A 25,353-nucleotide genomic window follows, 5' to 3' on the forward strand; every position below is an offset into this window, starting at 1 on the left:
TTATCTGCTTTCATCAGCTACAGTCTGCAGTGCGGCGGAAGGGACAGCGGCCTGCAGATTGGCGTTGAACAGCGCCAGCGCCTCGCGCAGGATCCGGTTGTTTTCCTCGCTGAGGCCCTCGGTCGCCTGACCGAGGATGGCGTTCAATTCGTTGCGGATCGAACCGATCATCTCGCTGGAAGTCGCCGTGAGGTTGACCCGCTTGGCGCGCCGGTCAGCGGAGCATTGCTGCCTTTCGACAAGTCCGAGTGCCTCCAGCTTGTCGAGATAGGCGCAGAGCGTCATCGGCTCGACGCCCATGCGGGCGGCGATGTCGAGCTGGCGGCTGCCGTCGAGAGCCGCGATGTTGATCAGGGCGCGGGCTTCCCCGGGCGTCAATCCCAGGCCTGCCTGGGCGATGCGGCGCTCGAAGGCGGCGCGCAGCAGCCGGGCGCTGTCGACGATCAGGAAACCCAGAATGTCCATATGCTTTTCAGCACCCTTCGCCTCATCCTCGAATTTCGTAAGGCACCCTTACTATCTTTCGGGTGCGAGGCAAACGGAAAAAGGGGGACTCTGGTTGCATTGACACGGGTAAAACCGAAGGCGAGATTGTCGCAGCCTTCCGACGGAGACCATCATGTCATCATCGCTGCTTGCCGGCACCTTTTTCGCGGCGCTTGCCTATACGCTCATTCCCGGGCCGGCATTCCTGGCGCTGCTCGGCATCGGTGCCGGACAGGGAAGGCAGGCCGGGGCCTTCTTCATGGGCGGGCATCTGGCGGGGGATATCCTGTGGTCCGGGCTGGCGCTGGTGGCGATCATCGGCGCAAAGACGGTCGGCACCACCCTCTTCGACATACTCGGGATTTTCTGCGGCCTGTATCTCGGCTGGATCGGCTGGAGCGCATTGCGGGCGAAGCCGAAGGAGGATGGCGGCGCGCTGGTGACGGTCGAAAAACCGCTCCGGCGCGGGTTGATCTTCGGCCTGACGAACCCCAAGGGATATCCGGTGGCGCTGGCGACGTTCACCGCGCTGCTCGCAAGTTCAGCCGATGCACTGGATTTCGGCGAACTGCCGCTTCTTCTCGCCGTGTCGCTGATCGGGTTCCTGACGGCCGACCTGGTGCTGATCGGAATTATCGGCGCCGGCGTGGTGCGGCGTTTCTATCGGAAACACGAGAGGGTGATCGTCCGGCTTTCCGGCCTGCTGTTCATCGGTTTTGCGGTGCAGGCGCTGTGGCACTCGGCACCGGGCCTGTTTGGCTACCGGCGGGCCTGAAGGCAGGATACGGCTAACCCTGGCCGATCAGACTTCGATGAAAGCCATGACCGCGCGAAGGACGTTGGCGCGGGGCGTATCGCCGAGCGACATGGCGATTTCAAGCTGGTTGCGGTAATAGTCGTGGAAATTGAAGCCGGTTTCGTCGGTGACTTGCGACAGGTCCATCAACTGTCCCTGTGCATCGATGGCGTGTGTTGGAAGTTCTTCGGACAGCGTTATGTATGTGTCCTGGTCGATCCTGCCGGCCTGATAGTTTTCAAGCGCGAGCGCGCGCAGATCGCGCGGGGTTATCGCCGAAAAATCAATCGGCGATTCATCCGCGTCGGGCACCTGAAAGGTGATCTGGCTCTGCCGACTTCCATGCTCAGAGGATTTCTCGACCTTGTTGTTTCGAGAATGGTCCCTTTGCAGTAAGTTGGCAGACCAGCGCAAGGAACTGATTTCCATGGCTATATCCTGTTTTCATCGGATACTGGGCCAAAAGTACCTTTGATTACTGCACTGCGTCAAATGGTTAATAACCGTTAATTATTGTGTATGATTTCTTGCTGAAAAGCGAAAATGGATGGGCGCATACCCATTCCCGCCGCCTTCTCCTATATGATTGGCGAAGCATCGTTACGAAGGAATATATATTCATGTCTTCTAATCTTCTGGTGAATTCTGCCCTGGTGGACTGGAACGGTCATCACGGCCTGCCGCGCTTCGATCAGGTGAAGGACGAGGACTTCGCTCCCGGCTTCGACGCGGCGCTTGCCGACCATGAAACGGAGATCGATGCGATCGCCAACAACCCGGAAGAGCCGACCTTTACCAACACGGTCGTTGCCCTGGAGATCGCAGGCGATGCCCTATCGCGCGTTTCGGCGCTGTTCTGGGGCAAGGCCGGCGCCCATACCAACGAGAATATCCAGGCACTTGAGCGCGAGATCGCGCCAAAAATGTCCCGCCATTATTCGAAGATCGGCATGAATGCGGCTCTGTTTGCCCGCATCGACACGCTCTGGGACAACCGCAAGGAACTGGGCCTGACGCTCGAGGAAGAGCGGGTGCTGGAACGTCACTGGAAGGGTTTCGTCAAGGCCGGCGCAAAGCTTGCCAAGGCAGAGCAGGAGCGGCTTGCCGATATCAACGAGAAGCTTGCCGGGCTTGGTGCCAGGTTCGGCCAGAACGTGCTGGGCGACGAGAAGAGCTGGTCGCTGAAATTGTCCGACGAGGCCGAACTCGGTGGCCTGCCGGCGTTCCTGCGTGATGCCATGGCATCCGCGGCCCGCGAACGCGGCGAGGCGGATGGCTATATGGTGACCCTGTCGCGCTCGATCATCGAGCCGTTCCTCACCTTCTCGACCCGCCGGGACCTGCGCGAACAGGCGTTCAGGGCCTGGGCGGCGCGCGGACAGAACGGCGGCGAGACCGACAATCTCGGCATCGTGCGCGAGACGCTGGCGCTGCGGGCGGAAAAGGCAAAACTGCTCGGATACGAAAATTTCGCGGCCTACAAGCTCGACAACACGATGGCGAAGACGTCCGATGCGGTGAATACGCTGCTCCGTCAGGTCTGGGACAAGGCGCGCTCCAAGGCGCTGGAGGAAGAGGCGAGCCTTGGCGGCCTGATCGCCGAGGAGGGCAAGAACCACGAAGTCATGCCGTGGGACTGGCGTTATTATGCCGAGAAGCTGCGGCAGCGGACCTTCGATTTCTCCGAAACCGAGCTGAAGCCCTATCTGCAGCTGGAGAAGATCATCGAGGCCTGCTTCGATGTCGCCGAACGCCTGTTCGGCATCAAGGCGGTCGAGGTGAAGGGTGTTTCGGCCTACCATCCGGATGTACGGGTCTTCGAGATCCGCGACAGGGACGGTTCTCTGAAGGCGCTGTTCCTCGGCGACTATTTCGCCCGGTCCTCGAAGCGCTCCGGCGCCTGGATGAACTCGCTCCAGTCGCAGCACAAGCTGCCGCTGAAGAACGGCGCGACAGGCGAGCTGCCGATCATCTACAACGTCTGCAATTTCGCCAAGCCCGCCGAAGGCAAGCCGGCCTTGCTGTCGATCGACGATGCCCGCACCCTGTTCCACGAATTCGGCCACGCGCTGCACGGCATGCTGTCGGATGTCACCTATCCGTCGGTCTCCGGCACCGGCGTCTCGCGCGATTTCGTCGAGCTGCCGTCGCAGCTTTACGAACATTGGCTGACGGTGCCGGAAATCCTCGAAAAATATGCCGTGCATTTCGAAACCGGCAAGCCGATGCCGAAGGCGCTGCTCGACAAGGTGCTGGCGGCCCGCACCTTCAACGCCGGTTTCGCAACGGTGGAATTCACCTCCTCGGCCCTGGTGGACATGGCGTTCCACACCCGGGGAGCGGTCGAAGATCCGATGGCGGTGCAGAGGGAAGTGCTCGACGAGATCGGCATGCCGGCCTCGATCGTCATGCGCCACGCGACTCCGCATTTCCAGCACGTGTTTTCGGGTGACGGCTATTCGGCGGGCTACTATTCCTACATGTGGTCGGAAGTGCTCGATGCAGACGCCTTCTCCGCCTTCGAGGAAACCGGCAACGCCTTCGATCCGGTCACGGCCCGCAAGCTCAAGAACAACATCTATTCCGTCGGGGGCTCGATCGATCCGGAAGAGGCCTACAAGGCCTTCCGCGGAAAGCTGCCCGACCCGAAGGCAATGTTGAAGAAAAAGGGCCTCGCGATGGTCGAGGAGCTTTCCGGCAGCGACGCCTGAGCGCGTCGCGATCCCGACCTTCCGGGATAGGCAGGGCCGCAGATTTGCCAATCATCGGCCTGTCATGCGGCGGTCGTAAAACCGTAGCGCCAGATCGCAACATCGATCTGGCGGCAGTCTCGCAGGGGTCGATCTGGCTCGGCGTGGCCATGGCCGTCATTGCAATCGTGGCGACCACCCTCCTGCCGCTCCTCTTGGCCCCCTTTTGAGGCGCAGCGGGCTGGTGGCGAAACTGCTGTCAACCATCATCGCGCTCACCCCTTTCGCAAATGCGAAAAACAGGGTATGAGGCCGCAAAACGAATTGGGTGCCGCCTCCCGTTGCCGCGCCAAGAGCTCAGAGATTCAAAACATGAAAATGCGAAATATCGCGATCATCGCACACGTCGACCATGGGAAGACCACTCTTGTCGACGAACTCCTGAAGCAGTCCGGCTCGTTCCGTGAGAACCAGCGCACCGTCGAGCGCATGATGGACAGCAACGATCTCGAAAAAGAGCGTGGCATCACCATTCTTGCCAAGGCGACGTCGATCGAGTGGAAGGGTGTTCGCATCAACATCGTCGATACGCCCGGCCACGCCGACTTCGGCGGTGAAGTCGAGCGTATCCTGTCGATGGTGGACGGCGCGATCGTTCTCGTTGACGCTTCCGAAGGCCCGATGCCGCAGACCAAGTTCGTGGTCGGCAAGGCGCTGAAGGTCGGCCTCCGCCCGATCGTCGCGATCAACAAGATCGACCGCCCGGACGGCCGCCACGAAGAAGTCATCAACGAAGTCTTCGACCTGTTCGCCAATCTCGACGCCACCGACGAACAGCTCGATTTCCCGATCCTTTACGGTTCCGGTCGCGATGGCTGGATGAACGTCAATCCGGAAGGTCCGAAGGATCAGGGTCTCGCCCCGCTTCTCGACCTGGTGCTGCAGCACGTTCCCGAGCCGAGCGTCGGTGACGAAGACGGCGCGTTCCGCATGATCGGCACGCTGCTGGAAGCCAACCCCTTCCTCGGCCGCATCATCACCGGCCGTATCCATTCCGGCTCGATCAAGCCGAACCAGGCCGTCAAGGTTCTCTCCCAGGACGGCAAGACCGTCGAAACCGGCCGTATCTCCAAGATCCTCGCCTTCCGCGGCATCGAGCGTACGCCGATCGACGAAGCGCATGCGGGCGATATCGTGGCGATCGCCGGCCTCTCCAAGGGCACCGTCGCCGACACGTTCTGCGACCCGTCCGTCACCGAAGCGCTGCATGCGCAGCCGATCGACCCGCCGACGGTCACCATGTCCTTCCTCGTCAACGACTCGCCCCTGGCCGGCACCGAAGGCGACAAGGTCACGAGCCGCGTCATCCGCGACCGCCTGTTCAAGGAAGCCGAAGGCAATGTCGCGCTGAAGATCGAGGAATCGGACGGCAAGGATTCGTTCTACGTGTCCGGCCGCGGCGAATTGCAGCTCGCGGTTCTCATCGAAACCATGCGCCGCGAGGGCTTCGAGCTTGCCGTGTCGCGTCCGCGCGTCGTCATGCACAAGTCCGAGGACGGCACGCTGATGGAGCCGATCGAGGAAGTCGTCATCGACGTCGACGAAGAACATTCGGGCGTCGTCGTGCAGAAGATGTCCGAGCGCAAGGCCGAAATGGCCGAGCTGCGTCCGTCCGGCGGCAGCCGCGTCCGTCTGGTATTCTTCGCGCCGACCCGCGGCCTGATCGGCTACCAGTCTGAACTTCTGACCGATACCCGCGGCACGGCGATCATGAACCGCCTGTTCCACGACTATCAGCCCTACAAGGGTGAAATCGGCGGCCGCACCAACGGCGTGCTTCTGTCCAACCAGGCCGGCGAAGCCGTTGCCTATGCGATGTTCAACCTGGAAGACCGCGGCCCGATGATCATCGAGCCGGGCGAAAAGGTCTATATGGGCATGATCATCGGCATTCACAGCCGAGACAACGACCTTGAGGTCAATGTCCTCAAGGGCAAGCAGCTGACCAACATCCGTTCTGCCGGCAAGGACGAAGCCGTCAGGCTGACCCCGCCGATCCGCATGACGCTCGACCGCGCGCTGTCCTGGATCCAGGACGACGAGCTGATGGAAGTGACGCCGAAGAACATCCGGCTGCGCAAGATGTATCTCGATGCCAACGACCGCAAGCGCTTCGGCAAGGCGAAAATCGCCTGATTTCGGCAGCATGCTCCGAGCCTTTCAAAACCCGGCAGAAATGCCGGGTTTTTTTCTGTGCCTGAGACCCGCCCGGTCTTGTCGCAAAGGTTAAAAACACGTTAACGTTGCCTCGTCGTCCACATGAGAAGTCTGTGGGCAATCCGCTGTACCCACATTGGTGGAATGGCGGATTGTCCGCATCAGGGCCTAGAGTAAACGTTATGAAAACGTTATCGATCGATGTCCGGCGGGCCGAACCGCAAGACGCTCGCGCCATTTCCGAGGCGCACCGCCAGGCATGGACCCAGGCCTATGCAGGCCTCATTCCCCACAAGCCGCTGACCCAGATGCTGGAGCGCCGGGGCGAGGCCTGGTGGCGCAAGGCGACCCGTGGCCCGGCTACGCTGCTGGTGCTCGATGTCGCCGACCAGGTCGCCGGTTACGCCACGATAGGTCTCAATCGCGCCCGTGCCCTGCCTTATGACGGCGAGGTCTACGAGATCTATCTGCGTCCTGAATTTCAGGGCATCGGCCTTGGCCGCCGCCTGTTCGGGGAAAGCCGCCGGCTCCTGAAGTCGCTCGGCTGCGAAGGTCTCGTCGTCTGGTGCCTGGAGGACAGCGAGCATGCGGCGCGTTTCTTCCGCCGGCACGGTGGCGTGGACCTTGCCGAAGGCATGGAGGATTTCGGCGGCACGCAGCTTCGCAAGATCGGTTTCGTCTGGTCCTGAACGGTCAACCTTCAACGCCCTGAATCTGAACGGTTTCTAATGTTGCGGCACGCAGTGCGGTTCAACATTGGTCTTAAAGGCTTGTTGCCTTGCAGCATGATTCCCGCTATCGACGCTTAACTTTGTCGAACCTCATCGGGGACCAGAATGCGTATCGATGCAATTTCCGTTGGCAAGAATCCGCCTGAAGACGTCAACGTCATCGTTGAAGTGCCGGTCGGCGGCCAGCCGATCAAGTACGAAATGGACAAGGAAGCCGGCGCTCTCGTCGTCGACCGCTTCCTCTACACGCCGATGACCTATCCGGGCAATTACGGCTTCGTACCGCACACGCTTTCGGAAGACGGCGACCCGATCGACGTCCTCATCTGCAACACCCGTCCGCTCGTTCCGGGCTGCGTCATCAACGTGCGCCCGATCGGCGTGATGATCATGGAAGACGACGGCGGCAAGGACGAGAAGATCATCGCCGTGCCGGTTCCGAAGCTGACCCAGCGCTACGACAAGATCAAGAACTACACCGACATGCCCGAGATCACGCTGAAGCAGATCGAGCACTTCTTCGAGCACTACAAGGATCTGGAGCCCGGCAAATGGGTGAAGATCGGCGGCTGGCAGAATGTCGACGTGGCAAAGACGCTGATCGTCGAAGCCATCGAGCGCTACAAGGCGAGCAAGTAAGCCGTCAGGCTTTCAGGGCCTTTTTGAATTTCTGTTCCAAATCCTCCGGGTCGCCCTCGATCCGGAGGATTTTTTTACGCGCGGTTTCGCCCGACAGGATCGAAATGGAGGATTTGGGGAGACGGAACGTATCGGCCAGCAGCAGGATCAGCGCCTTGTTGGCCTTGCCGTCCTCCGGTACGGCGGTGACGCGTGCCTTCAGGAACACCTCGCCATCGGCGGCGGTCTCAATGCCCTCGACAGCATTGCGGCCCGAATTCGGGGTCAGCCGGATTGCGAGCCGCAGATGGTCGGAATGCTTGCTGTAGGCGCCGCTCACGCAACCAGCGGATAGATCGACGTCCACATCAGCGAGCGAATGAAGAAGATGATCAGGAGCAGGATGACGGGCGAGATATCGATGCCGCCGAGGTCCGGCATGATGCGACGGATGGGACGCAGCGCCGGTTCGGTGACGGCGAACAGGAAACGGCCGATCGCGTCGACGAACTGGTTTCGCGAATTGATGACGTTGAAGGCATAGAGCCACGAGAAGATGGCGCTGGCAATCAGCACCCAGGTATAGAGGTTCAAGGCCAAATCGATGGTCTGAAACAGGGCGAGCATTAACGTCTCCATTTCTTTGTTGACAGACATGTAGACATTGGCGAACTAACGGGCAAGTGCCGTGCCCGCGCCTCATCCGATTCATGTTTAACGGGCGACAGGCGCGCTGCCGGCTTCCGGCTCCGCTGAAAGTATTGCCTCATGTCCATTTCTGCCTCGGGCGATCGTTTCGCCGCCTTCCGGCACGCATCTTATACTCGCTTCTTCTTTTCCCGACTTTTCGCGGCTTTTGCGATCCAGATCATCAGCGTCGCGGTTGGCTGGCAGATGTACGACGAGACCAGCAATCCGCTCTATCTCGGCCTGATCGGCCTTTTCCAGTTCCTGCCGTCGCTGCTCCTGATCCTCGTCACCGGTTCGGTCGCCGACCGCTATAACCGACGCGCGATCGTGGCGATCTGCATGGTGGTCGGGGCACTCTGCGCCGGCGCCCTTCTGGCGCTCACCGTCACCCATTCCTTTTCGCCCTGGCCGGTCTTCGGCATCCTGATCGTGTTCGGGATCGAGCGCGCCTTCATGGGGCCGGCGGTCCAGTCGCTCGGGCCGAACCTGGTGCCGGAACACGACCTGCCAAATGCGGTCGCCTGGAATTCCTCGTCCTGGCAGACGGCGGCGATCGTCGGCCCGGTGGCCGGCGGCCTGCTCTACGGCGTCAGCGCAGTTGCCGCCTATTCGATCGCTTTCGCCTTTCTCATCCTGGCGGCCGTGCTGGTGTTCACGATCCCGAAGCCCGCACAGCGCAAAGCCGTGGACAAGGTCAGCTGGGGCCAGATCCTTGCCGGTTTCAAATTCATCTCCGGCGAGAAGATCGTGCTCGGGGCGATCTCGCTCGATCTGTTCGCCGTGTTGCTGGGCGGCGCGGTGGCGCTGATGCCAATCTTCGCACGCGATATTCTCGAACTCGGCCCGTGGGGCCTCGGCATGCTGCGGGCAGCACCGGGCGTCGGGGCGATCATCGTCGCGATCTACCTCGCCTTCTATCCGATCCGTCATCATGCGGGTGTGGCGATGTTCATCGGCGTCGGGCTGTTCGGCTTCGGCACGCTGATCTTCGGCCTTTCGGCGACGCCCTGGCTGTCGATCTCGGCGCTGATGCTGATGGGAGCGTCCGACATGATCTCGGTCTATGTGCGCGAGACGCTGATCGCGCTGTGGACGCCGGACGAGGTACGCGGCCGGGTCAATGCGGTCAACATGGTGTTTGTCGGTGCATCCAACGAGCTCGGGGAGTTCCGCGCCGGTACGATGGCCTCGATCTTCGGCGCCGTGCCGGCCGTGGTGATCGGCGGTGTCGGCACGCTGGGCGTCGCGATCATCTGGGCCATGGGCTTCCCGAAGCTGCGCAGGATCGACAGCCTCGAGGCGCCGGACCGGGAAGAAAGATCGGTTCAGCCGGCCTGAAGCGCCGGCTGCCGAATATTTCTGATCTTTTCGCCATCCGCCTGCGCGCCGTCGGCCCGCGGCTCGAAGACGAGATCGAGGAAATTCCAGAGCCATTCCTTGAGCGGCGCGTCGAAGATCATCCGGCCCTCCAGATGGTCGCGGCCGGCCTGTGCATTCGGCATGGTGAAACGCTCGGCGCCATGCACGACCCAGCGCTGCATCATGGCGCGTGTCAGTTCCGCGTGGAACTGCAGGCCCCAGGCATTGTCGCCATAGCGGATCGCCTGGTTCGGATAAGCATCGCCTTCGGCAAGCAGTTGCACGCCGCGCGGCGTATCGAAGCCTTCGCGGTGGAAGTGATAGACCATTTTCGGCCATTTCATCAGCAGCCGGCCATGTTCGGTGGCGCGTAGCGGATACCAGCCGATTTCGGTGAGGCCGTTCTTCTCCGCCGCGACCGTGCCGCCGAGATGGCGCACCATCATCTGCGCGCCGAGGCAGATGCCGAGATAGGGCTTGTTCTCCCTGAGCGGAACGCCGATCCAGTCGATCTCCGTCTTGACGAACTGATCCGGATCGTTGGCGCTCATCGGCCCGCCGAAGATCACCGCGCCGGAATGATTGGCCATGGTGTCCGGCAGGGGATCACCGAGCACCGGTCGGCGGATATCGAGCGGGAAGCCCTTGTCGGACAGCATCTGACCGACACGCCCGGGCGACGAGCGCTCCTGGTGCAGCACGATGAGTACCGGAAGTTTTCGGGTTTGACGGGAAGGGAACATCAGCATTTCAACAATGTCCTTTAGTTTCCTCCCTCATCTCCTCCGGTTGCACGTGCGGCGGCCTGCTGGCGCTCCAGAACCCTGTCGCGAGCCGAAACGCCCAGAAGATCGGCGATCCTCCAGATCACGTGATCTTCGATCTCGCTGCGCTGACCGTCGGCATAGACGATATCCCAGAGGATGCCGAGAAGCTCGACGCGGTCTTCTTCGTCAACGAGATGTTTTCTAAGATCGGAAGTGAAGCGGTAATAGTCAACCGCCTCGCTGCCGGCCTGGTGCCCGACCTCGATCAGCGCCTTGAGGCGATCCTCGCTCAGGTCGTAACGTTCGCGCAGCAGGTCGCGAAACTTCTGCTGTTCCTGATCGGAGATGTTGCCGTCCGCCTCCATGACCTGGAAACAGAGTGCGACAAAGGCCACCCGAGGATCGTCGGGCGCAAATTCTTCCGTGTGGTGGGATCCGGTCAGAGTTTGGAGGAAGGCCTGAATGCGATCTAACATCTATCTCCAGGCCCTCGCCTTCTAGAATAGCCGGAGCCTGGTTGCGGGCTGCGCGGCATCGGGATCTTTCACACCCGGATCATCCGGCGGACGGCCGAAAAAGGGAACGGGCTCCTCCCCATTTTCAGGGGTTTTTCCGCCCTTCGAGGTCACATTCGCCGGGGCTGGTGTTTTTGCTGCAACAGCTAACTCCTTCTCAAGGGGCTTTGCCTCCTGCGGCGCCGGCTTGACCTCGACGAGGATCGGCTTGGGCGCCTCCTCGGCGCGAGGTTCGGGTTTTATCTCGCGGACAGGCGGCAGGCTGGCGATTGCTGTATCGGCAGCGAGTGAACCTTCCTCGACAGGCCCTTCGAGCTGGTCGAACGGCGCCTTCCACTCGAAGGCATCGAGGCGGCCGGTGACCGGGGAAAGCGGCAGCCATTTTTCCGAGACGAAACCATCGGCCACCCAGGCGGGATCGCGCGGTGCGCGCAACGCCTGCGCCATCCAGTGGCGGACGCGGCCCTGGTCGCCGGTCTCGGCTTCCTCGATATCGGCGAGCAGCAGGTAGACGGCCTCGCGCGGCTGCATGCGGGCGGCGGCTTCCGCCTTGGCACGTGCCTTCTTGAACTGCTGGGCATCGAGTGCGGCCTGGGCGACGGCCAGCAGCGATTCGATGTTGTTGGGGCGCATAGCCTCGAGCTTTTCAGCGCGCTTCAGGCGGTCGACGGTGCTGTCGCCGCTGCGGGCGCGGATATAGGCGCCGGCGATTTCCGGATGCGGCCCGAGCTTCCAGACGCCTTCGAGGGTGGATGCGGCCTTGCGGACATTGTCCTCGCGGAGCCAGGCCTTGGCGGCGATGACGGCGGCGGGCACCAGGTCCTTGGCGAGTTTCAGGGCCGCCATGGCATCGTCGCGGGCGCCCTTCGGATCGCCTTCCAGGCGGTCGTTTGCCTTGGCGGTCAGGAGCACGGCCTTCCAGCGTTCGGCCTGCGGCTTTTCGAGGATATTGGCCATGCGCTGCTGGTTGAGCAGGCGGATCGCATCGTCCCAGCGGCCGGACTGGCTGCGGGATTCGAGCGTCGCCTGGGCGGCCCAGGGCAGGTAGGGTGCGTGTTCGACGGCCTTTTCGGCATATTGGCGGGCGGCCTCGTTGGCACCGAGCCGGCGGGCTTCCATGTAGAGGCCGCGCAGGCCGAGTTCGCGGGTTTCCGGATCCTCGGCCATTTGCTCGAATTTCTTGCGCGCTTCGTCGTGCTTGCCTTCGATGAGCGCCGCCTGGGCTTCGAGGAGATGGATCAGCGGCTCCTGGTCGGCGCTGATCAGGCCGCGGGTGCGAAGGCTCATCTTGCGGGCAAGCAGCGCATTGCCGGCACCGGCGGCGATCAGGCCGGTCGACAGCGCCTGGTAGCCCCGGTCACGCTTGCGGGCGCGAAAATAGCGGCGGACGGAATAGGGCGAGGTCCAGATCACGCCGACGATCCACCAGAGCAGCATCGCTGCGCCGACCAGCGCGACCATGGCGGTGGCGGCCACCATCAGGCTGGTTTCGATCAGGTGGTCCTGCCAGGTGATGGAAATCAGGCCGGGGCGATCCGCAAGCCAGGAGAAACCCCAGCCGAGAGCCAGCACCACAACGAGAAAAATGAAAAGTCTGACCATCCGGTTCTTCCGTCCTCAGCCTTGGGTGCCGGCGACGGCGCGCGACAGCGTTCCGCCCACGAGATTTTCCACCTGAATGCGGGCATCGAGCTTCTGCTTGAAATCGCGCGAAACGGCCTTTGCCGGTTCCGGCAGCGCGTCCCATTCGCGGGCGGAGGCCTGGAGATCGCCGTTGCGCAGCGCATTCTCCATGCGGGCGACGATCGCATCCGGCGTTTCGCCCTGGACATCGCCGACCCGGCGGACCTTGACGACCGACATGGCGGACGAGAGCAGCCGGCCGGCAATGCCCTCGTTCGGGTCCCGCTGGGCGGTTGCTTCCAGCATCGCATCGGCGACACGGGGGAAGTCACGCTGCAGTTCGGCACGAGCGGGCACACCGGCGGAAGCGAACTTTTGGAGGTCGGCGACCGCCGGATCGTCGCCGGCGACTGTCTTGAAGGTCTGCAGTTCGGTCTCGAACGGGCCGCCGCGATCAATGCCGGCCTTGAGGGCGGCAGCCGCGACGGCGCGGGCGACCTGTTGTTCCGGGCCGCGATCGTTCAGCTTGGCCTCGGCCTGGTCCAGGCGCTGGGCGAGCCCGGAATCGGCGCTTGCGGCCGACTGGACCGTGGCGCGGAGCCGGTCGAGATCGGCCTTCAGAGCGGCAAGCGCCTGCTCGCTGGCGCCGCCCGATGCCCGGGGCGCTGTTTCAAGCGCCGCAACGCGGCTGGCGAGCGCGGCATCGGGCGCCGCTGCTGCTGCAGGCCGGTTTTTGAGTGCTGCGATTTCCTGGCGCAGTGCGGCGACCTCGGAGGAGAGGCCGGCCGTGCTGGAGGCGGCCGGGGCGGGCGTGGCGCCGGGCAGGTAACCGGCATATTGCATGCTGCCGGCCAGCAGCAGCGCGACGATACCGCCGAAAATGCCGGCGGCGATCAGCGTCGACGTGGCGGGGCTCGGGCGCTGAGGCGCAGCCGGGGTCGGTTCCGGTTCTGGGGCCACGGTCGCCGGATGCGGGTCGCTCTGGGCGGCGGCAGACCAGGGGTCGTCATAACGCGGCTCATCTGCGGCCGAAGGGCTGGATGCCGGTTCGTCCGTGGGCTCGGCCTTTGCCGGTTCTTCGGTGCTTGCGGAAACGTCTTCGGCAGGCTCGGTCGCGCTCACCGCTTCATCGGTGTCGTTGCTGCGGACGGGCTCGGCGACCACATCCGATTGCTCGGCCGTGAGGTCGATCGTGACCGGCTCCTTGTCTGTCTTGGATCGGCGGGGTGGTTGTTCCGGTACCATCTCGACCTCTTTTTGCATGCGCTCACAGGAAACTAGTGGGTGGGTCATCGGAAAGAAAGGGGCGGGCGGGATTTTGGCGCCACACATCGACTAAAGGAGTGCCAATACCCCATCCTCGTCAGGGTGGCTGGCGATCTTGATATTTCTATGGAATTCCCGGGGAATGATTTCGGCGACGTTGTCGCTGAGGCAAACGAACTGCACGGATGCAAGTTCCTTCAGGTGCGGTGCAGCGAAATCGCAGAATAGCCGGGCGTTTTCCCGGGAATAAAGAAGCACCGCATCCACGGGCGGATCGAGCAGGATGCTACGGATGAAAACCTCATCGTAGGCTATGGGTGTCATGTCGTAGACTTCGGACGTCACGAATGGGACATCATTCGTCCGCAGCCCTTCCTCGAATTTCGGTGAGCGCGGCTTGCCGGCGAGATAGAGCAGGGGCGCATCGAAAGTGGATGCATAGCCTGCAATGAGTTCGGCAAGCTCGGCCCCCGTTCCGGCGCCGGAGCGAATATTCCGGAAGCCGGCCTCTTCGGCCGCCTTCGCCGTCGTTTCTCCGACGGCGAAGAGGGTTTGGCCGAGATATGGGTTCAAGCGCTCGCCTAGTAGGGACAGCACTCGGACGGCTTCGGCGCTGGTGACGGCGAGCGCGGCATGCGGGCCGGAGAGCGCTGCCTCGGCGATTTCCGGATGATGGATCGCTTTGGTCAGCGGCAGCAGGACCGGCTGATGGCCGAGGTTCCGCAGCCGTTCGGCGGTCCGGCGGGCCGAATTTTCGGGGCGGGTGACGACGACCCGCATGGCTTTACGACCAGCCTTCGAAGAAATCGGCGCCGGCCGCCGCGCGGACGGCTTCGCCCGCCTGGCGGCCGAGCTTTTCCGCGTTTGCCCGTTTGCCTTCGGTCTCGATCGAATGTTCCTTGCGGCCATCCGGCGTCAGGATGAGGCCTGAGAACTTCAGATGGTCGCCCTCGCAGATGGCGTAGCCGCCGATCGGGGTGCGACAGGACCCGTCGAGTGCGGCCAGGAAGGCGCGTTCGCAGGAGACGGCGTCATAGGTCGGCCGGTCGTTGATCGGGTCGAGAAGCGCATCGATGCGGGCATCACTGACACGGCTTTCGACGCAGATCGCGCCCTGCGCCGGTGCCGGGGGGAAGTCGGCCGGGTCGAGCAGTTCGGTGACCACGTCCTGCTTGCCGAGGCGCTTCAGGCCGGCATAGGCGAGCAGGGTGGCGTCCACCTGGCCTTCGTTCAGCTTGCGCAGCCGGGTTTCGACCAAGCCGCGGAAGGTGATGACGTTGATATCCGGCCGGATGCGGCGGATCAGCGCCTGGCGGCGCAGCGACGAGGAGCCGACGGTGGCATGATCCGGAAGGGCGGCCAGCGTATGGGCCGTGCGGCCGATGAAGGCATCGCGAAAGTCCTCACGCGGCAGGTAGGCCGCAAGGCGCAGGCCGTCGGGGAGCTTGGTCGGCATGTCTTTCGAGGAATGCACGGCGAAATCGAGGTCGCCGGAGATCAGGCCTTCCTCCAGTTCCTGGGTGAACAGGCCCTTGCCGCCGAGCTCCGAAAGCGACCGGTCGGTGATCCGGTCGCCGGTGGTCGACAGCACGACGATCTCGAACATCTCTTCCGGCAGGCCATGCGCCGCCATCAGCCGCGTGCGGGTTTCGAAAGCCTGGGCGAGAGCCAGCGGGCTGCCGCGCGTGCCGATCCGGAAAGGTTTTGTTTGCATCCGCGTCATTCCGTTGTTACCGGAGGCTTTCGTAGACCGGTTTATCCGGCATCGCAATTATCGATAGGCCCATGGCGACCTTTCTTCGCATCCTCGGCATTGAAACTAGCTGCGACGAGACGGCGGCTTCCGTCGTCGCGCGCCATGAGGACGGCCGCGGCGAAATCCTCTCGGACGTCGTGCTGTCGCAGCTCGACGAACACAGTGCCTATGGCGGCGTTGTGCCGGAGATCGCGGCGCGCGCGCATGTCGAGGCGCTGGACGGGCTGATCGAGGAAGCGCTTACCCGCGCCAATGTCTCGCTCGACGAGATCGATGCGGTGGCGGCAACCTCCGGACCGGGCCTCATCGGCGGGCTGATCGTCGGGCTCATGACCGCCAAGGCGATCGCGCGGGCGGCAGGCAAGCCGCTGATGGCGATCAATCACCTCGAAGGCCATGCGTTGACGGCGCGGCTGACCGACGGACTTTTCTTTCCCTACCTGATGCTGCTCGTTTCCGGCGGTCATACCCAGCTGGTTCTGGTGCGTGGCGTCGGCGAATACGAGCGCTGGGGCACGACGATCGACGATGCGCTCGGCGAAGCCTTCGACAAGACGGCAAAGCTGCTGGGTCTTCCCTATCCCGGCGGGCCGGCGGTCGAAAAGGCGGCGCTGAAGGGCAATCCGGACCGGTTCTCGCTGCCGCGGCCGCTGGTCGGCGAAGCGCGGCTCGATTTCTCCTTTTCAGGGCTGAAGACGGCGGTGCGGCAGGCGGCGACCGAGATCGCGCCCTTGAGCGACCAGGATGTCGCCGATATCTGTGCCTCGTTCCAGAAGGCGATTTCCCGGACGCTGCGCGACCGCATCGGCCGAGGCTTGGCGCGATTCAAGCAGGAATTCGCGCATCTCGATGTCGATCGGGCGCTGGTCGTCGCGGGTGGCGTTGCCGCCAACCAGGAAATCCGCCGTACGCTGCAGGCACTCTGCATCGAAAACGGTTTCCGCTTCATCGCGCCGCCGCTGCGACTCTGCACCGACAATGCGGCGATGATCGCCTGGGCGGGGCTCGAGCGGATGGCGGAGGACATGCCGACGGATGGGTTCGATGTGGCGCCGCGCTCGCGCTGGCCGCTCGACAAGGATGCCAAGACCCTGCTCGGGTCTGGCAAGCGAGGAGCCAAGGCATGAGCACTCGGGAACGGATCGTCGTCATCGGCGCCGGCGCTTTCGGAACGGCACTTGCCGCCGTGATTTCGCTGGAAGGCCGGCATCCGGTGACCCTGATCGGCCGCGACCCTTCGCTGATGAGCGATCTGCGCGACGACCGGGTGCATGATGCAGTCCTTCCCGGCGTGCCTCTGCCGGATGCGTTGGAGTTTTCGGCCGAACCGGATGCGATCGGCGAGGCGAGCCTGGTGCTCTTCGCCATGCCCTCGCAGGCGCAGGCGGATGCGGCGCGGCATTACGGTCCCTATCTGGCGGAGGGCGCGGTGGTCGTGACCTGCGCCAAGGGCATCGACAGGTCTTCCGGCCGTTTGCTGACCGAGGTTCTGGAGGCGGAACTGCCGCATCATCCGGTTGCCGTGCTGTCCGGGCCGGGCTTTGCGGCCGATATCGCCCGCGGCCTGCCGACGGCGATGGCGATTGCCGCGGCCGATCGTGTGCTGGCGGAACGGCTCGCCACCGCGCTTTCCAGTCGTACGTTCCGCCTCTACGCCTCGACCGACCGGATCGGGGTGCAGCTCGGCGGGGCGCTGAAGAACGTGCTGGCGATTGCCTGCGGCATCATCGAAGGCGCAGGCCTCGGCGATTCGGCGCGTGCGGCGCTGATCTCGCGGGGCTTGGCGGAAATGTCGCGGCTGATCGAGGCGATGGGCGGCAAGGCGGATACGGTGCGGGGCCTGTCGGGCCTCGGCGATCTGGTGCTGACCGGCACCAGCCATCAATCGCGAAACCTGCGTTTCGGCATCGCGCTCGGCCAAACTGGCGGGAATTGGGGCGACCCCGCGGAAACGGTGGGCGGGCCGCTGGTCGAGGGTGCCTTTGCGGCCTCCGTCGCGGCGCGTCTCGGCGAAAAATTCTCCGTCGAGCTGCCGGTCACCAACGCGGTGGCCGATATCATCGACGGCAAGCTCGATATCATGACGGCCATGGAACAGTTGATGACCCGGCCGATCACCACCGAATAAGATCATTCCCCCAAAAAGCCCATGCAAGGAGAGACTGATGCTGTTTGCGTTTCTGTGCACCGACAAGCCCGGCCATCTGAACGTCCGGATGGAAACCCGCCCGACCCATGTGGAGCACCTGAACAAGCTCAATGCCGAGGGGGTTCTGAAGTTCGCAGGTCCGTTCCTTGACGATGACGGCAAGCCGAACGGCAGCCTCGTGGTCGTCGAAGCCGCCGACATGGCCGCTGCCCGCACGATCGCCGAAGCCGATCCCTATTATATGGCCGGCCTGTTCGAGAAGGTAGAAGTGAAAGCCTGGAACTGGGTCTTCAACAAGCCGGAGTGAGGCGACAGATGGCGTACTGGCTTTACAAATCCGAACCGTCCTCCTGGTCCTGGGAGCAGCAGAAGGCGGCGGGCGAAAAAGGCACCGAATGGACCGGCGTGCGCAACTATCTGGCGCGCAACAACATGCGGGCCATGAAGATCGGCGACAAGGGGTTCTTCTACCATTCGAATGACGGGCTGGAGATCGTCGGCATCGTCGAGGTCTGCGCGCTGTCGCATCCCGATTCGACGGCACAAGGCGATCCGAAGTGGGATTGCGTCGATATCCGCGCCGTGACCGACATGCCGAAGCCGGTGACGCTGAAGGACATCAAGGCGAACCCGAAGTTCGAGAAGATGTCGCTGGTGACGTCGATGCGGCTTTCGGTGCAGCCGGTGACCGACGAGGAATATTTCGAGATCTGCAAACTCGGCGGTCTCGACAATCCGCCGCGATCCCCGGATTGAGCGGATTTTGAAAACTGATCCCAGGTCCTTCGTCCTCGACAATACCGACCTCGTCAGCCCGCCGCATGTGCCGGAAATCAGGCTGCATCTGGCGAGCGAGGCACATGATCTCTGGCTGAAGACGGAGGAGGATCTGCAGGAGATCGGCCTGCCGCCGCCTTACTGGGCTTTTGCCTGGGCGGGCGGGCAGGGGCTTGCCCGCTATGTTCTCGACCATCCGCAAACGGTGGCGGGCAGGCGGGTCATGGATTTTGCGAGCGGCTCCGGACTGGTGGCGATTGCCGCGAAGCTCGCCGGTGCGGCCGACGTGCTGGCGGCGGATATCGATCCCTGGGCTGCCAGCGCCATAGGGCTGAATGCCGTGGCCAACGGTGTCGTGATCCGCTCCACCGCCGAAGACCAGATCGGCAGGGCGGCCGAGGCGGATGTGATCCTTGCCGGAGATGTCTTCTACGACCGGGAGTTTGCGGCGGCCCTGATCCCGTGGTTCGCGCGGCTCGCGGGCGAGGGGAAGCTGGTTCTGGTCGGCGATCCCGGCCGCAGCTATTTCCCGAAGGACCGACTTGAGCAGCTTGCCGTCTATCAGGTGTCGGTCACCCGGGCGCTGGAGGACAGCGAGGTGAAGAAGACGACGGTCTGGCGGTTTGCCCGATAGGCTTGTGGGCTCGCCGCTGAAGCAGCGATGGGACCGAGAGGATGTGAAAAGCCTCTCCGCTCGATCCCAACGGATGTTCGTGGTGGTCAAAACGAGAGCGTGGCGGCTCCGTCCTTGATCTCGGCATGCATTGCGCTTGCCCCCACGATAACGACGCCCTCGAGCAGGTCGCCCTCGTCGTAACCGCGCGATTTAACGCAGGGCGGGCATGCCCAGATCGTGCCGCCACGTTTCTGGAAATCGTCGATCGATTGTGCCAGCGGATCGAGCGGCGCCACATGGGTCATCCGTTGCCCGCCCTTGCGGACGAGATCGATCGCGGCGCTGGTCAGAAATACCGAGACCTTGAGCCCTGCAGTGATGCCGCCATTGGCAATCGTGAAGGCGACGGATGAAAGTTCGGAATCGATTCCCTTGGTGACGAGCACCACCAGTTTATCAGTTGGGGTTTGCATTGTATCCTCCCACGGTTGAGTTGACGTGCTCACTGTAGGAAGGCGGGCGAAACCTGTCTTTGGCCGAGATGCGTGAAGGCTTGTCCGAAAATCCTGACCTGACGCGTGGCGTGGCGCGGGACGACGTGCTGTCGGCTCTGTTGTCCACAATCCGCCTTTCAGGGTCATTGCAGTTCTGCTTCATGCCTTCCGGCAACTGGCAGACGGATGCCACACCCTCCATGGCGAACCTCTCGGGGAAGGCAATCGGCACGGTTCCGTTTCACATCGTCGCCGCCGGCCATTGCTGGCTGAAGATGGAAGGCCAGGAGGCGGCGCTCGAGCCGGGCGACGTGCTTGTCTTTCCCTTCGGCACCGGGCACCAGCTGGGCTCGGGGGGTGACGGCGCGATCGTCAACCCGACGCGGCAACTGCCGCCGAAGCCGTGGCGCCAAATTCCGGTCATTCGCCACGGTGACGACACGCAAGGGGTCAGGCTGCTCTGCGGCTATCTCCAGTGCGACGCGCTGAGCTTTGCGCCGCTGAGGCGCGCGCTGCCGAAACTGATCCATGTCAGGACGCGCGGTGCGAATGACGGAGACTGGCTGCGCTCGACCATCCGGCAGATGGTGGACGAGGTCGATATGCCACGGGCGGGCGGGATCTCCATGCTGCCGAGACTGACCGAAATACTGTTTATCGAGATCCTGCGCCACCAGATCACCATGGCCGAACCGCAGGCCGCCGGCTGGCTGGCGGCGCTGGCCGACGCGGCGCTGTCGCGCTGCCTGTCACTCATTCATGACGATCCAATGCGCGACTGGTCGCTGGGGGAACTGTCGACCGCGTCGGGGATGTCGCGCAGCGTGCTGGCGGAACGTTTCCAGACGATCCTCGGGACTTCACCTGTCCGATATGTGCGCGAGTGGCGCCTCTATCTGGCGAGCGTCGCTCTGGCAACGACAGGGCAGGCGATTGCCGCGATCGCCTACGATGCCGGATATGCGACCGAAGCGGCTTTCAGCCGTGCCTTTTCGCGAACGTACGGCACCCCGCCGGCGGCATGGCGTGCGATGGGCTGAAAGTGGCGAGACTTAAAGACGGGGTTGCCGCGTCGCGGTTCAGTTCCCACCGCGGATGACGCAGACGCCGAATTCGTAGGAGCAGGCGTCCGCGAAGCCGCGCAGGCCTGTGCCGACATCAATGATCTTGGCCTTGGGCGCAAGCACCACGCGGCCTTCCTGTCCTCGCCAGTAGTCTTCCGAGAAATAGCGCGAAAAATAGACGCCGAAATCGGGGATCGGGCGGGCCTGCAGCGCGCCGCTGAAAATGCCGAGCTTGCGAACGAACGATGCGGTGCCGGTATAGAAGACGCGGAAGCCTTCGACATCCGACATGTTGTCTGCCCGCTCGACCCAGCGATTGCTTCCAAGGCGGTAGACGCCGCTGCCAGCGTCGCTCCAGCCGTCGCGGGCGTTGGCGGCGGATGCGAGGGAGGCGAAAAGCGCCGCGGCGGCCAGGACAGGCTTGATGCGATTCGCGATCATGGCGAACTCCGGAAGATATGATTAACGAAACGTTATCATAAAACGGCTCCTCCCGTCCCGGCGGCAACGAAATCTTTCCAAATCGTAGTTAATGTGACCGCCGGATATGAACCGCGCCAGCCCTGAGAAAGCCACAATCGATTAAATTGGAAATCCGTTTGAATTGTTCTTGTCGTCCGACATCCGTGCGATTAAACCACGCCAATGATGCAATGCACATTTCTTCGGCACCGTGCATTGTTGGGCGCCCGCCCTTGATACCGCATACGACGCCGCGAGGTTCTGATGGCGAATGTGACAAATAACCGGCCCCTGTCGCCGCATCTTCAAATCTACAAGCCAATCCCCACCATGATCATGTCGATTGTGCACCGCATTACAGGCGGTGCGCTCTATGTCGGCACCATTCTGGTGGCGTGGTGGCTGATCGCCGCCGCCAGCGGCCCGGCCTATTACGACTGGGCCAACTGGGCGCTCGGCAGCCTTCTCGGCAAGCTCGTGCTGCTCGGTTATACCTGGGCGCTGATCCACCACATGCTCGGCGGCTTCCGCCATTTCATGTGGGACCTCGGCCACGGTTTCGAGAAGGAATTCTCCACCAAGCTCGCCATCGCCAATATCATCGCATCGCTCTGTCTGACCGTGCTGGTCTGGGTGATCGGCTTCCTCGTTCGGTAAGGTTCTCATCCATGGATATGCGTACCCCGCTCGGAAAAGTCCGCGGACTGGGCTCCGCCAAGGACGGCACCGATCATTTCTGGCGCCAGCGCCTGACGGCCGTCGCCAACGTGCCGCTGATGATCTTCTTCGCCATCTTCATGATCATCTATGCCGGAAAGCCCTATCCGGAAGTGATCGCCGCGCTGTCGAACCCGTTCGTCGCCGTCGTCATGGGCCTCATCGTCATCTCCGGCGTCATTCACATGAAGCTCGGCATGCAGGTGATCATCGAGGACTATGTGCACGGCGAATTCGCCAAGGTCGCGCTGATCATGCTCAACACCTTCTTCTCGATTTTGATCGCCGGGCTCTGTCTGTTCGCCGTTCTGAAAATCGCATTCGCAGGATAACCCGTCATGGCATCAGTCACCCCCATCGCCCAGAACGGCAAAGCCTATACCTATGTCGACCATTCCTATGACGTGATCGTCGTCGGCGCCGGTGGTGCTGGCCTTCGCGCCACGCTCGGCATGGCCGAACAGGGTTTCAAGACCGCCTGCATCACCAAGGTTTTCCCCACCCGGTCGCACACCGTCGCGGCACAGGGTGGTATTGCAGCGTCGCTGCAGAACATGACGCCGGACAGCTGGCAGTGGCACCTCTATGACACCGTCAAGGGCTCCGACTGGCTCGGCGACGTCGATGCCATGCAGTACATGGTCATGGAAGCGCCGAAGGCCGTCTACGAACTCGAGCATTACGGCGTGCCCTTTTCGCGCAATGAAGAGGGCAAGATCTACCAGCGGCCGTTCGGCGGCCATATGCAGAATTTCGGCGCCGGCCCGCCGGTGCAGCGCACCTGCGCTGCGGCGGACCGTACCGGCCACGCCATCCTGCACACGCTCTACGGCCAGTCGCTGAAGAACAACGCGGAATTCTTCATCGAATATTTCGCGCTCGATCTGATCATGTCGGATGACGGCAGCCGCTGCACCGGCGTCGTTGCGTGGAACCTCGACGACGGCACGATCCACCGCTTCGCCGCCAAGATGGTGGTGCTGGCGACCGGCGGTTACGGCCGCGCCTATTTCTCGGCAACGTCTGCCCATACCTGCACCGGCGACGGCGGCGGCATGGTGGCGCGTGCCGGCCTGCCCCTGCAGGACATGGAATTCGTGCAGTTCCACCCGACCGGCATCTACGGTTCGGGCTGTCTGATCACCGAAGGCGCGCGCGGCGAAGGCGGTTACCTCGTGAATTCCGAGGGCGAACGCTTCATGGAGCGCTACGCACCTTCGGCCAAGGACCTTGCCTCGCGCGACGTGGTTTCTCGCTGCATGACGCTGGAAATCCGCGAAGGCCGCGGCGTCGGCAAGAACAAGGACCACATCTTCCTGCATCTCGACCATCTCGATCCGGCCGTTCTGCACGAACGCCTGCCGGGCATTTCCGAGAGCGCCAAGATCTTTGCGGGCGTGGATGTGACCCGCGAGCCGATCCCGGTTCTCCCGACCGTCCACTACAACATGGGCGGCATCCCGACCAATTTCTGGGGTGAAGTCTTGAACGCCGACAGCAACAATCCGGAACGGCTTCTGCCGGGCCTGATGGCCGTCGGCGAAGCGGGCTGTGCCTCGGTTCACGGCGCCAACCGCCTCGGCTCCAACTCGCTGATCGACCTCGTGGTCTTCGGCCGCGCCGCCGCGATCCGCGCCGGCGAGGTGATCAACAAGGCCGAGCCGATCCCGGCGCTCAACATCGCTGCCTGCGACAAGATCATGGACCGCTTCGACCGCCTGCGGAACGCCAATGGCGGTACGCCGACTGCGGTTCTGCGCGACAAGATGCAGCGCACCATGCAGGACGATGCTGCCGTGTTCCGCACCCAGGAATCGCTGGAATCGGGCTGCAAGCGCATGTCGGCGATCTGGGGCGAGCTGAAGGACATCAAGGTCACCGACCGTTCGATGATCTGGAATTCAGACCTGGTCGAGACGCTGGAACTCGAAAACCTGATGGCGAACGCGATTGCCACGGTGGTCGGCGCGGAAGCTCGCAAGGAAAGCCGCGGCTCCCACGCCCGCGAGGACTACACATCCGGCCCGTTCGGCGGCCGCGACGACGAGAACTGGCGCAAGCACACGCTTGCCTGGGTCAGCGACAGCGGCGACGTCAAGCTCGACTACCGCCCGGTTCACACCGAGCTCATCGCCGAAGGCATCGATCCTTACAAGATCGAGCCGAAGGCACGTGTTTATTGAGGTAAATTGTGGCGCGCATTGATATCGTATCCTTGGCGGCGTTGGGGGTAAGCGTTTTGATGCTCGCCGGATGTTCGTTCATTTTCGTGAACGGCGTTGAAGGCGCGTACACCGCAACTGGAAAGCCACTTATTGGTAAGGTGAGCGCGCGCAACGAGCCGGGTGGGACGCTGGCTCTCGGTTCTCCCGATAAGCAAGAGTGCCAAGGACGATATACGGAACTGCGCTCCGGTATTTCCGTGCTCGGGCTGCAGGTCAAAAATGCGACTTACAAGGGTCGCCTCTATTGTCTTGATGGCCGAGCTGGAAGCTTTGAGCTGATTTCGGCACCACATGGACGAACGGGTTCAATTACGGGCGAGATTGGCGGCGAAGCCTTTCGGCTAGCGCTGATCGAACCGAAGAATGCAAGATGCGATAGCGATGAATGCCGATGGGGTCTTAAATGGACCTATGGAAACGAACTTAGGGATATGCGGACCTACAATAAGGTCGAGGCCGAACATATCGCCAGTAAAGCAATTCGGCCTGCCGGTCACATGTAAGGAAAACAAACATGGTTGAACTCGCTCTCCCCAAGAACTCTCAGATGACCGAAGGCAAGACCTGGCCGAAGCCGGCCGGCGCCAAGAACGTCCGGGAATTCCGCATCTACCGCTGGAGCCCGGATGACGGCCAGAACCCGCGCATCGATACCTATTACATCGATGTCGACGATTGCGGCCCGATGGTTCTCGACGGTCTGCTCTACATCAAGAACAATATCGACCCGACGCTGACGCTGCGCCGCTCCTGTCGCGAGGGCATCTGCGGCTCCTGCGCCATGAACATCGACGGCACCAACACGCTCGCCTGCACCAAGGGCATGGACGACGTGAAGGGCACCGTGAAGGTCTATCCGCTGCCGCATATGCCGGTCGTCAAGGACCTGGTTCCGGACCTCACCAACTTCTACGCCCAGCACCGCTCGATCGAGCCGTGGCTGAAGACGGTTTCACCGCCGCCGGCCAAGGAATGGAAGCAGAGCCACGAAGACCGCCAGAAGCTCGACGGCCTCTACGAGTGCATCCTCTGCGCCTGCTGCTCGACCTCCTGTCCGAGCTATTGGTGGAACGGCGACCGTTATCTCGGCCCGGCCACCCTGCTGCAGGCCTATCGCTGGCTGATCGACAGCCGCGACGAAGCCAAGGGCGAGCGCCTCGACAATCTCGAGGATCCGTTCCGGCTCTATCGCTGCCATACGATCATGAACTGTGCCCAGACCTGCCCCAAGGGCCTGAACCCGGCAAAGGCGATCGCCGAAATCAAGAAGATGATGGTCGAGCGTCGCGTCTGAGGCGTTCTCGACAATTTGATGCCTTATTCGGTCCCCGCGTC

General features: G+C 62.7%; 29 protein-coding genes. 17 read left to right on the forward strand and 12 right to left on the reverse strand.

The features are described from left to right. On the reverse strand, positions 1–465 hold the full coding sequence (locus ACZ9EJ_RS20550; RefSeq protein ID WP_046631974.1) for a MarR family winged helix-turn-helix transcriptional regulator: 465 nt from the start codon (positions 463–465) through the stop codon (positions 1–3). Positions 466–619: 154 nt separating this feature from the next. Between ACZ9EJ_RS20550 and ACZ9EJ_RS20555 the strand changes: the two genes are divergently transcribed. Continuing rightward, on the forward strand, positions 620–1,261 hold the full coding sequence (locus tag ACZ9EJ_RS20555) for a LysE family translocator (RefSeq protein ID WP_046640136.1): 642 nt from the start codon (positions 620–622) through the stop codon (positions 1,259–1,261). A 27-nt stretch (positions 1,262–1,288) separates the two neighbouring features. Here ACZ9EJ_RS20555 and ACZ9EJ_RS20560 read toward each other — a convergent pair whose 3' ends face one another. Further along, the gene (locus ACZ9EJ_RS20560) at positions 1,289–1,711 is read right to left on the reverse strand and encodes a hypothetical protein (protein ID WP_046640135.1); all 423 of its coding nucleotides are present in this window, start codon (positions 1,709–1,711) and stop codon (positions 1,289–1,291) included. A gap of 191 nt (positions 1,712–1,902) precedes the next feature. Here ACZ9EJ_RS20560 and ACZ9EJ_RS20565 point away from each other — a divergent pair, with 191 nt between their 5' ends. The 4 genes from ACZ9EJ_RS20565 (at position 1,903) to ppa (ending at position 7,559) form a co-directional block, all read left to right on the forward strand. Next, a complete protein-coding gene (locus tag ACZ9EJ_RS20565; protein WP_046640209.1) occupies positions 1,903–3,993 on the forward strand; it encodes a M3 family metallopeptidase in 2,091 nt (696 codons plus the stop codon). 351 nt (positions 3,994–4,344) lie between these two features. Beyond that, the gene (typA, locus tag ACZ9EJ_RS20570; RefSeq protein WP_046631976.1) at positions 4,345–6,168 is read left to right on the forward strand and encodes a translational GTPase TypA; all 1,824 of its coding nucleotides are present in this window, start codon (positions 4,345–4,347) and stop codon (positions 6,166–6,168) included. A 203-nt stretch (positions 6,169–6,371) separates the two neighbouring features. Then, complete coding sequence (locus ACZ9EJ_RS20575) at positions 6,372–6,878, forward strand: GNAT family N-acetyltransferase (RefSeq protein ID WP_037081530.1); 507 nt, start codon at positions 6,372–6,374, stop codon at positions 6,876–6,878. A gap of 147 nt (positions 6,879–7,025) precedes the next feature. Then, a complete protein-coding gene (gene ppa, locus ACZ9EJ_RS20580) occupies positions 7,026–7,559 on the forward strand; it encodes an inorganic diphosphatase (protein WP_046605240.1) in 534 nt (177 codons plus the stop codon). Positions 7,560–7,563: 4 nt separating this feature from the next. Here ppa and ACZ9EJ_RS20585 read toward each other — a convergent pair whose 3' ends face one another. Both ACZ9EJ_RS20585 and ACZ9EJ_RS20590 read right to left on the reverse strand, forming a co-directional pair. Further along, positions 7,564–7,878 carry a DUF167 domain-containing protein gene (locus ACZ9EJ_RS20585; protein ID WP_046640134.1) on the reverse strand — a complete coding sequence of 105 codons (315 nt, stop codon included), beginning with the start codon at positions 7,876–7,878 and terminating at the stop codon, positions 7,564–7,566. Beyond that, a complete protein-coding gene (locus ACZ9EJ_RS20590; protein ID WP_037081547.1) occupies positions 7,875–8,165 on the reverse strand; it encodes a YggT family protein in 291 nt (96 codons plus the stop codon). The genes ACZ9EJ_RS20585 and ACZ9EJ_RS20590 overlap by 4 nt, the downstream gene beginning before the upstream one ends. Before the next feature lie 141 nt (positions 8,166–8,306). On the opposite strand from ACZ9EJ_RS20590, the gene ACZ9EJ_RS20595 reads away from it, so the two are divergent. Then, positions 8,307–9,566, forward strand: a complete 1,260-nt coding sequence (locus ACZ9EJ_RS20595; RefSeq protein WP_046640133.1) for an MFS transporter — start codon at positions 8,307–8,309, stop codon at positions 9,564–9,566. On the opposite strand, the gene ACZ9EJ_RS20600 is transcribed toward ACZ9EJ_RS20595, so the two are convergent. The 6 genes from ACZ9EJ_RS20600 to hemC form a co-directional block, all read right to left on the reverse strand. After that, the gene (locus ACZ9EJ_RS20600) at positions 9,554–10,336 is read right to left on the reverse strand and encodes a glutamine amidotransferase (RefSeq protein WP_046640132.1); all 783 of its coding nucleotides are present in this window, start codon (positions 10,334–10,336) and stop codon (positions 9,554–9,556) included. The genes ACZ9EJ_RS20595 and ACZ9EJ_RS20600 overlap by 13 nt on opposite strands. A 14-nt stretch (positions 10,337–10,350) precedes the next feature. Then, positions 10,351–10,830, reverse strand: a complete 480-nt coding sequence (locus ACZ9EJ_RS20605; protein ID WP_046631894.1) for a tellurite resistance TerB family protein — start codon at positions 10,828–10,830, stop codon at positions 10,351–10,353. 21 nt (positions 10,831–10,851) lie between these two features. Then, on the reverse strand, positions 10,852–12,471 hold the full coding sequence (locus ACZ9EJ_RS20610; protein WP_046640131.1) for a heme biosynthesis protein HemY: 1,620 nt from the start codon (positions 12,469–12,471) through the stop codon (positions 10,852–10,854). Between the two features lie 15 nt (positions 12,472–12,486). Then, on the reverse strand, positions 12,487–13,737 hold the full coding sequence (locus ACZ9EJ_RS20615) for a COG4223 family protein (RefSeq protein WP_046640130.1): 1,251 nt from the start codon (positions 13,735–13,737) through the stop codon (positions 12,487–12,489). Positions 13,738–13,827: 90 nt separating this feature from the next. Next, positions 13,828–14,538 (reverse strand): uroporphyrinogen-III synthase, encoded by a 711-nt coding sequence (locus tag ACZ9EJ_RS20620; RefSeq protein WP_046640129.1) that lies wholly within the window; start codon positions 14,536–14,538, stop codon positions 13,828–13,830. Between the two features lie 4 nt (positions 14,539–14,542). Then, positions 14,543–15,472 carry a hydroxymethylbilane synthase gene (hemC, locus tag ACZ9EJ_RS20625; protein ID WP_046640208.1) on the reverse strand — a complete coding sequence of 310 codons (930 nt, stop codon included), beginning with the start codon at positions 15,470–15,472 and terminating at the stop codon, positions 14,543–14,545. A 71-nt stretch (positions 15,473–15,543) separates the two neighbouring features. Between hemC and tsaD the strand changes: the two genes are divergently transcribed. Genes tsaD through ACZ9EJ_RS20650 form a run of 5 tightly spaced genes read left to right on the forward strand, consistent with a single transcriptional unit; the run spans position 15,544 to position 19,074 of the window. Continuing rightward, positions 15,544–16,641, forward strand: a complete 1,098-nt coding sequence (gene tsaD / locus ACZ9EJ_RS20630; protein ID WP_046640128.1) for a tRNA (adenosine(37)-N6)-threonylcarbamoyltransferase complex transferase subunit TsaD — start codon at positions 15,544–15,546, stop codon at positions 16,639–16,641. Next, positions 16,638–17,642, forward strand: coding sequence for an NAD(P)H-dependent glycerol-3-phosphate dehydrogenase (locus ACZ9EJ_RS20635; RefSeq protein WP_046640127.1), 1,005 nt, complete (start codon positions 16,638–16,640; stop codon positions 17,640–17,642). Before tsaD ends, ACZ9EJ_RS20635 begins: the two co-directional genes overlap by 4 nt. A gap of 37 nt (positions 17,643–17,679) precedes the next feature. After that, entirely contained in the window at positions 17,680–17,970 is a 291-nt protein-coding gene (locus ACZ9EJ_RS20640) for a YciI-like protein (protein ID WP_007757780.1), read from the forward strand. Positions 17,971–17,978: 8 nt separating this feature from the next. Then, entirely contained in the window at positions 17,979–18,419 is a 441-nt protein-coding gene (locus ACZ9EJ_RS20645) for an EVE domain-containing protein (protein WP_046640126.1), read from the forward strand. A gap of 7 nt (positions 18,420–18,426) precedes the next feature. Then, positions 18,427–19,074, forward strand: a complete 648-nt coding sequence (locus ACZ9EJ_RS20650; RefSeq protein WP_046640125.1) for a class I SAM-dependent methyltransferase — start codon at positions 18,427–18,429, stop codon at positions 19,072–19,074. 86 nt (positions 19,075–19,160) lie between these two features. Here the strand turns inward: ACZ9EJ_RS20650 and ACZ9EJ_RS20655 are convergent, their stop codons facing one another. After that, positions 19,161–19,529, reverse strand: a complete 369-nt coding sequence (locus ACZ9EJ_RS20655; RefSeq protein WP_046631908.1) for a DsrE family protein — start codon at positions 19,527–19,529, stop codon at positions 19,161–19,163. Between the two features lie 68 nt (positions 19,530–19,597). Between ACZ9EJ_RS20655 and ACZ9EJ_RS20660 the strand changes: the two genes are divergently transcribed. Beyond that, positions 19,598–20,590 (forward strand): AraC family transcriptional regulator, encoded by a 993-nt coding sequence (locus ACZ9EJ_RS20660; RefSeq protein WP_046640207.1) that lies wholly within the window; start codon positions 19,598–19,600, stop codon positions 20,588–20,590. A gap of 39 nt (positions 20,591–20,629) precedes the next feature. On the opposite strand, the gene ACZ9EJ_RS20665 is transcribed toward ACZ9EJ_RS20660, so the two are convergent. After that, positions 20,630–21,055, reverse strand: a complete 426-nt coding sequence (locus ACZ9EJ_RS20665; protein WP_046631910.1) for a hypothetical protein — start codon at positions 21,053–21,055, stop codon at positions 20,630–20,632. Between the two features lie 285 nt (positions 21,056–21,340). Between ACZ9EJ_RS20665 and sdhC the strand changes: the two genes are divergently transcribed. The 5 genes from sdhC to ACZ9EJ_RS20690 are packed head-to-tail and all read left to right on the forward strand — an operon-like array spanning position 21,341 to position 25,312. Continuing rightward, positions 21,341–21,733 (forward strand): succinate dehydrogenase, cytochrome b556 subunit, encoded by a 393-nt coding sequence (gene sdhC, locus ACZ9EJ_RS20670; protein WP_038590827.1) that lies wholly within the window; start codon positions 21,341–21,343, stop codon positions 21,731–21,733. 11 nt (positions 21,734–21,744) lie between these two features. Then, positions 21,745–22,125, forward strand: coding sequence for a succinate dehydrogenase, hydrophobic membrane anchor protein (sdhD, locus tag ACZ9EJ_RS20675; RefSeq protein WP_046631914.1), 381 nt, complete (start codon positions 21,745–21,747; stop codon positions 22,123–22,125). Positions 22,126–22,131: 6 nt separating this feature from the next. After that, positions 22,132–23,976 carry a succinate dehydrogenase flavoprotein subunit gene (sdhA, locus tag ACZ9EJ_RS20680; RefSeq protein WP_046640124.1) on the forward strand — a complete coding sequence of 615 codons (1,845 nt, stop codon included), beginning with the start codon at positions 22,132–22,134 and terminating at the stop codon, positions 23,974–23,976. A gap of 8 nt (positions 23,977–23,984) precedes the next feature. After that, a complete protein-coding gene (locus tag ACZ9EJ_RS20685) occupies positions 23,985–24,521 on the forward strand; it encodes a hypothetical protein (protein ID WP_251089811.1) in 537 nt (178 codons plus the stop codon). A gap of 11 nt (positions 24,522–24,532) precedes the next feature. Next, entirely contained in the window at positions 24,533–25,312 is a 780-nt protein-coding gene (locus ACZ9EJ_RS20690) for a succinate dehydrogenase iron-sulfur subunit (protein ID WP_037081594.1), read from the forward strand. Positions 25,313–25,353: the final 41 nt, after the last annotated feature.

It is taken from the genome of Neorhizobium sp. USDA 3394 (genome assembly GCF_056280385.1).

Bases quoted from the DNA above. Each gene is read 5' to 3' on its own strand.
- ACZ9EJ_RS20550 (WP_046631974.1), bottom strand. From the start codon at position 465: ATGGACATTCTGGGTTTCCTGATCGTCGACAGCGCCCGGCTGCTGCGC.
- ACZ9EJ_RS20555 (WP_046640136.1), top strand. From the start codon at position 620: ATGTCATCATCGCTGCTTGCCGGCACCTTTTTCGCGGCGCTTGCCTAT.
- ACZ9EJ_RS20560 (WP_046640135.1), bottom strand. From the start codon at position 1,711: ATGGAAATCAGTTCCTTGCGCTGGTCTGCCAACTTACTGCAAAGGGAC.
- ACZ9EJ_RS20565 (WP_046640209.1), top strand. From the start codon at position 1,903: ATGTCTTCTAATCTTCTGGTGAATTCTGCCCTGGTGGACTGGAACGGT.
- typA (WP_046631976.1), top strand. From the start codon at position 4,345: ATGAAAATGCGAAATATCGCGATCATCGCACACGTCGACCATGGGAAG.
- ACZ9EJ_RS20575 (WP_037081530.1), top strand. From the start codon at position 6,372: ATGAAAACGTTATCGATCGATGTCCGGCGGGCCGAACCGCAAGACGCT.
- ppa (WP_046605240.1), top strand. From the start codon at position 7,026: ATGCGTATCGATGCAATTTCCGTTGGCAAGAATCCGCCTGAAGACGTC.
- ACZ9EJ_RS20590 (WP_037081547.1), bottom strand. From the start codon at position 8,165: ATGCTCGCCCTGTTTCAGACCATCGATTTGGCCTTGAACCTCTATACC.
- ACZ9EJ_RS20595 (WP_046640133.1), top strand. From the start codon at position 8,307: ATGTCCATTTCTGCCTCGGGCGATCGTTTCGCCGCCTTCCGGCACGCA.
- ACZ9EJ_RS20600 (WP_046640132.1), bottom strand. From the start codon at position 10,336: ATGCTGATGTTCCCTTCCCGTCAAACCCGAAAACTTCCGGTACTCATC.
- ACZ9EJ_RS20605 (WP_046631894.1), bottom strand. From the start codon at position 10,830: ATGTTAGATCGCATTCAGGCCTTCCTCCAAACTCTGACCGGATCCCAC.
- ACZ9EJ_RS20610 (WP_046640131.1), bottom strand. From the start codon at position 12,471: ATGGTCAGACTTTTCATTTTTCTCGTTGTGGTGCTGGCTCTCGGCTGG.
- ACZ9EJ_RS20615 (WP_046640130.1), bottom strand. From the start codon at position 13,737: ATGGTACCGGAACAACCACCCCGCCGATCCAAGACAGACAAGGAGCCG.
- ACZ9EJ_RS20620 (WP_046640129.1), bottom strand. From the start codon at position 14,538: ATGCGGGTCGTCGTCACCCGCCCCGAAAATTCGGCCCGCCGGACCGCC.
- hemC (WP_046640208.1), bottom strand. From the start codon at position 15,472: ATGCAAACAAAACCTTTCCGGATCGGCACGCGCGGCAGCCCGCTGGCT.
- tsaD (WP_046640128.1), top strand. From the start codon at position 15,544: ATGGCGACCTTTCTTCGCATCCTCGGCATTGAAACTAGCTGCGACGAG.
- ACZ9EJ_RS20635 (WP_046640127.1), top strand. From the start codon at position 16,638: ATGAGCACTCGGGAACGGATCGTCGTCATCGGCGCCGGCGCTTTCGGA.
- ACZ9EJ_RS20640 (WP_007757780.1), top strand. From the start codon at position 17,680: ATGCTGTTTGCGTTTCTGTGCACCGACAAGCCCGGCCATCTGAACGTC.
- ACZ9EJ_RS20645 (WP_046640126.1), top strand. From the start codon at position 17,979: ATGGCGTACTGGCTTTACAAATCCGAACCGTCCTCCTGGTCCTGGGAG.
- ACZ9EJ_RS20655 (WP_046631908.1), bottom strand. From the start codon at position 19,529: ATGCAAACCCCAACTGATAAACTGGTGGTGCTCGTCACCAAGGGAATC.
- ACZ9EJ_RS20660 (WP_046640207.1), top strand. From the start codon at position 19,598: ATGCGTGAAGGCTTGTCCGAAAATCCTGACCTGACGCGTGGCGTGGCG.
- ACZ9EJ_RS20665 (WP_046631910.1), bottom strand. From the start codon at position 21,055: ATGATCGCGAATCGCATCAAGCCTGTCCTGGCCGCCGCGGCGCTTTTC.
- sdhC (WP_038590827.1), top strand. From the start codon at position 21,341: ATGGCGAATGTGACAAATAACCGGCCCCTGTCGCCGCATCTTCAAATC.
- sdhD (WP_046631914.1), top strand. From the start codon at position 21,745: ATGGATATGCGTACCCCGCTCGGAAAAGTCCGCGGACTGGGCTCCGCC.
- sdhA (WP_046640124.1), top strand. From the start codon at position 22,132: ATGGCATCAGTCACCCCCATCGCCCAGAACGGCAAAGCCTATACCTAT.
- ACZ9EJ_RS20690 (WP_037081594.1), top strand. From the start codon at position 24,533: ATGGTTGAACTCGCTCTCCCCAAGAACTCTCAGATGACCGAAGGCAAG.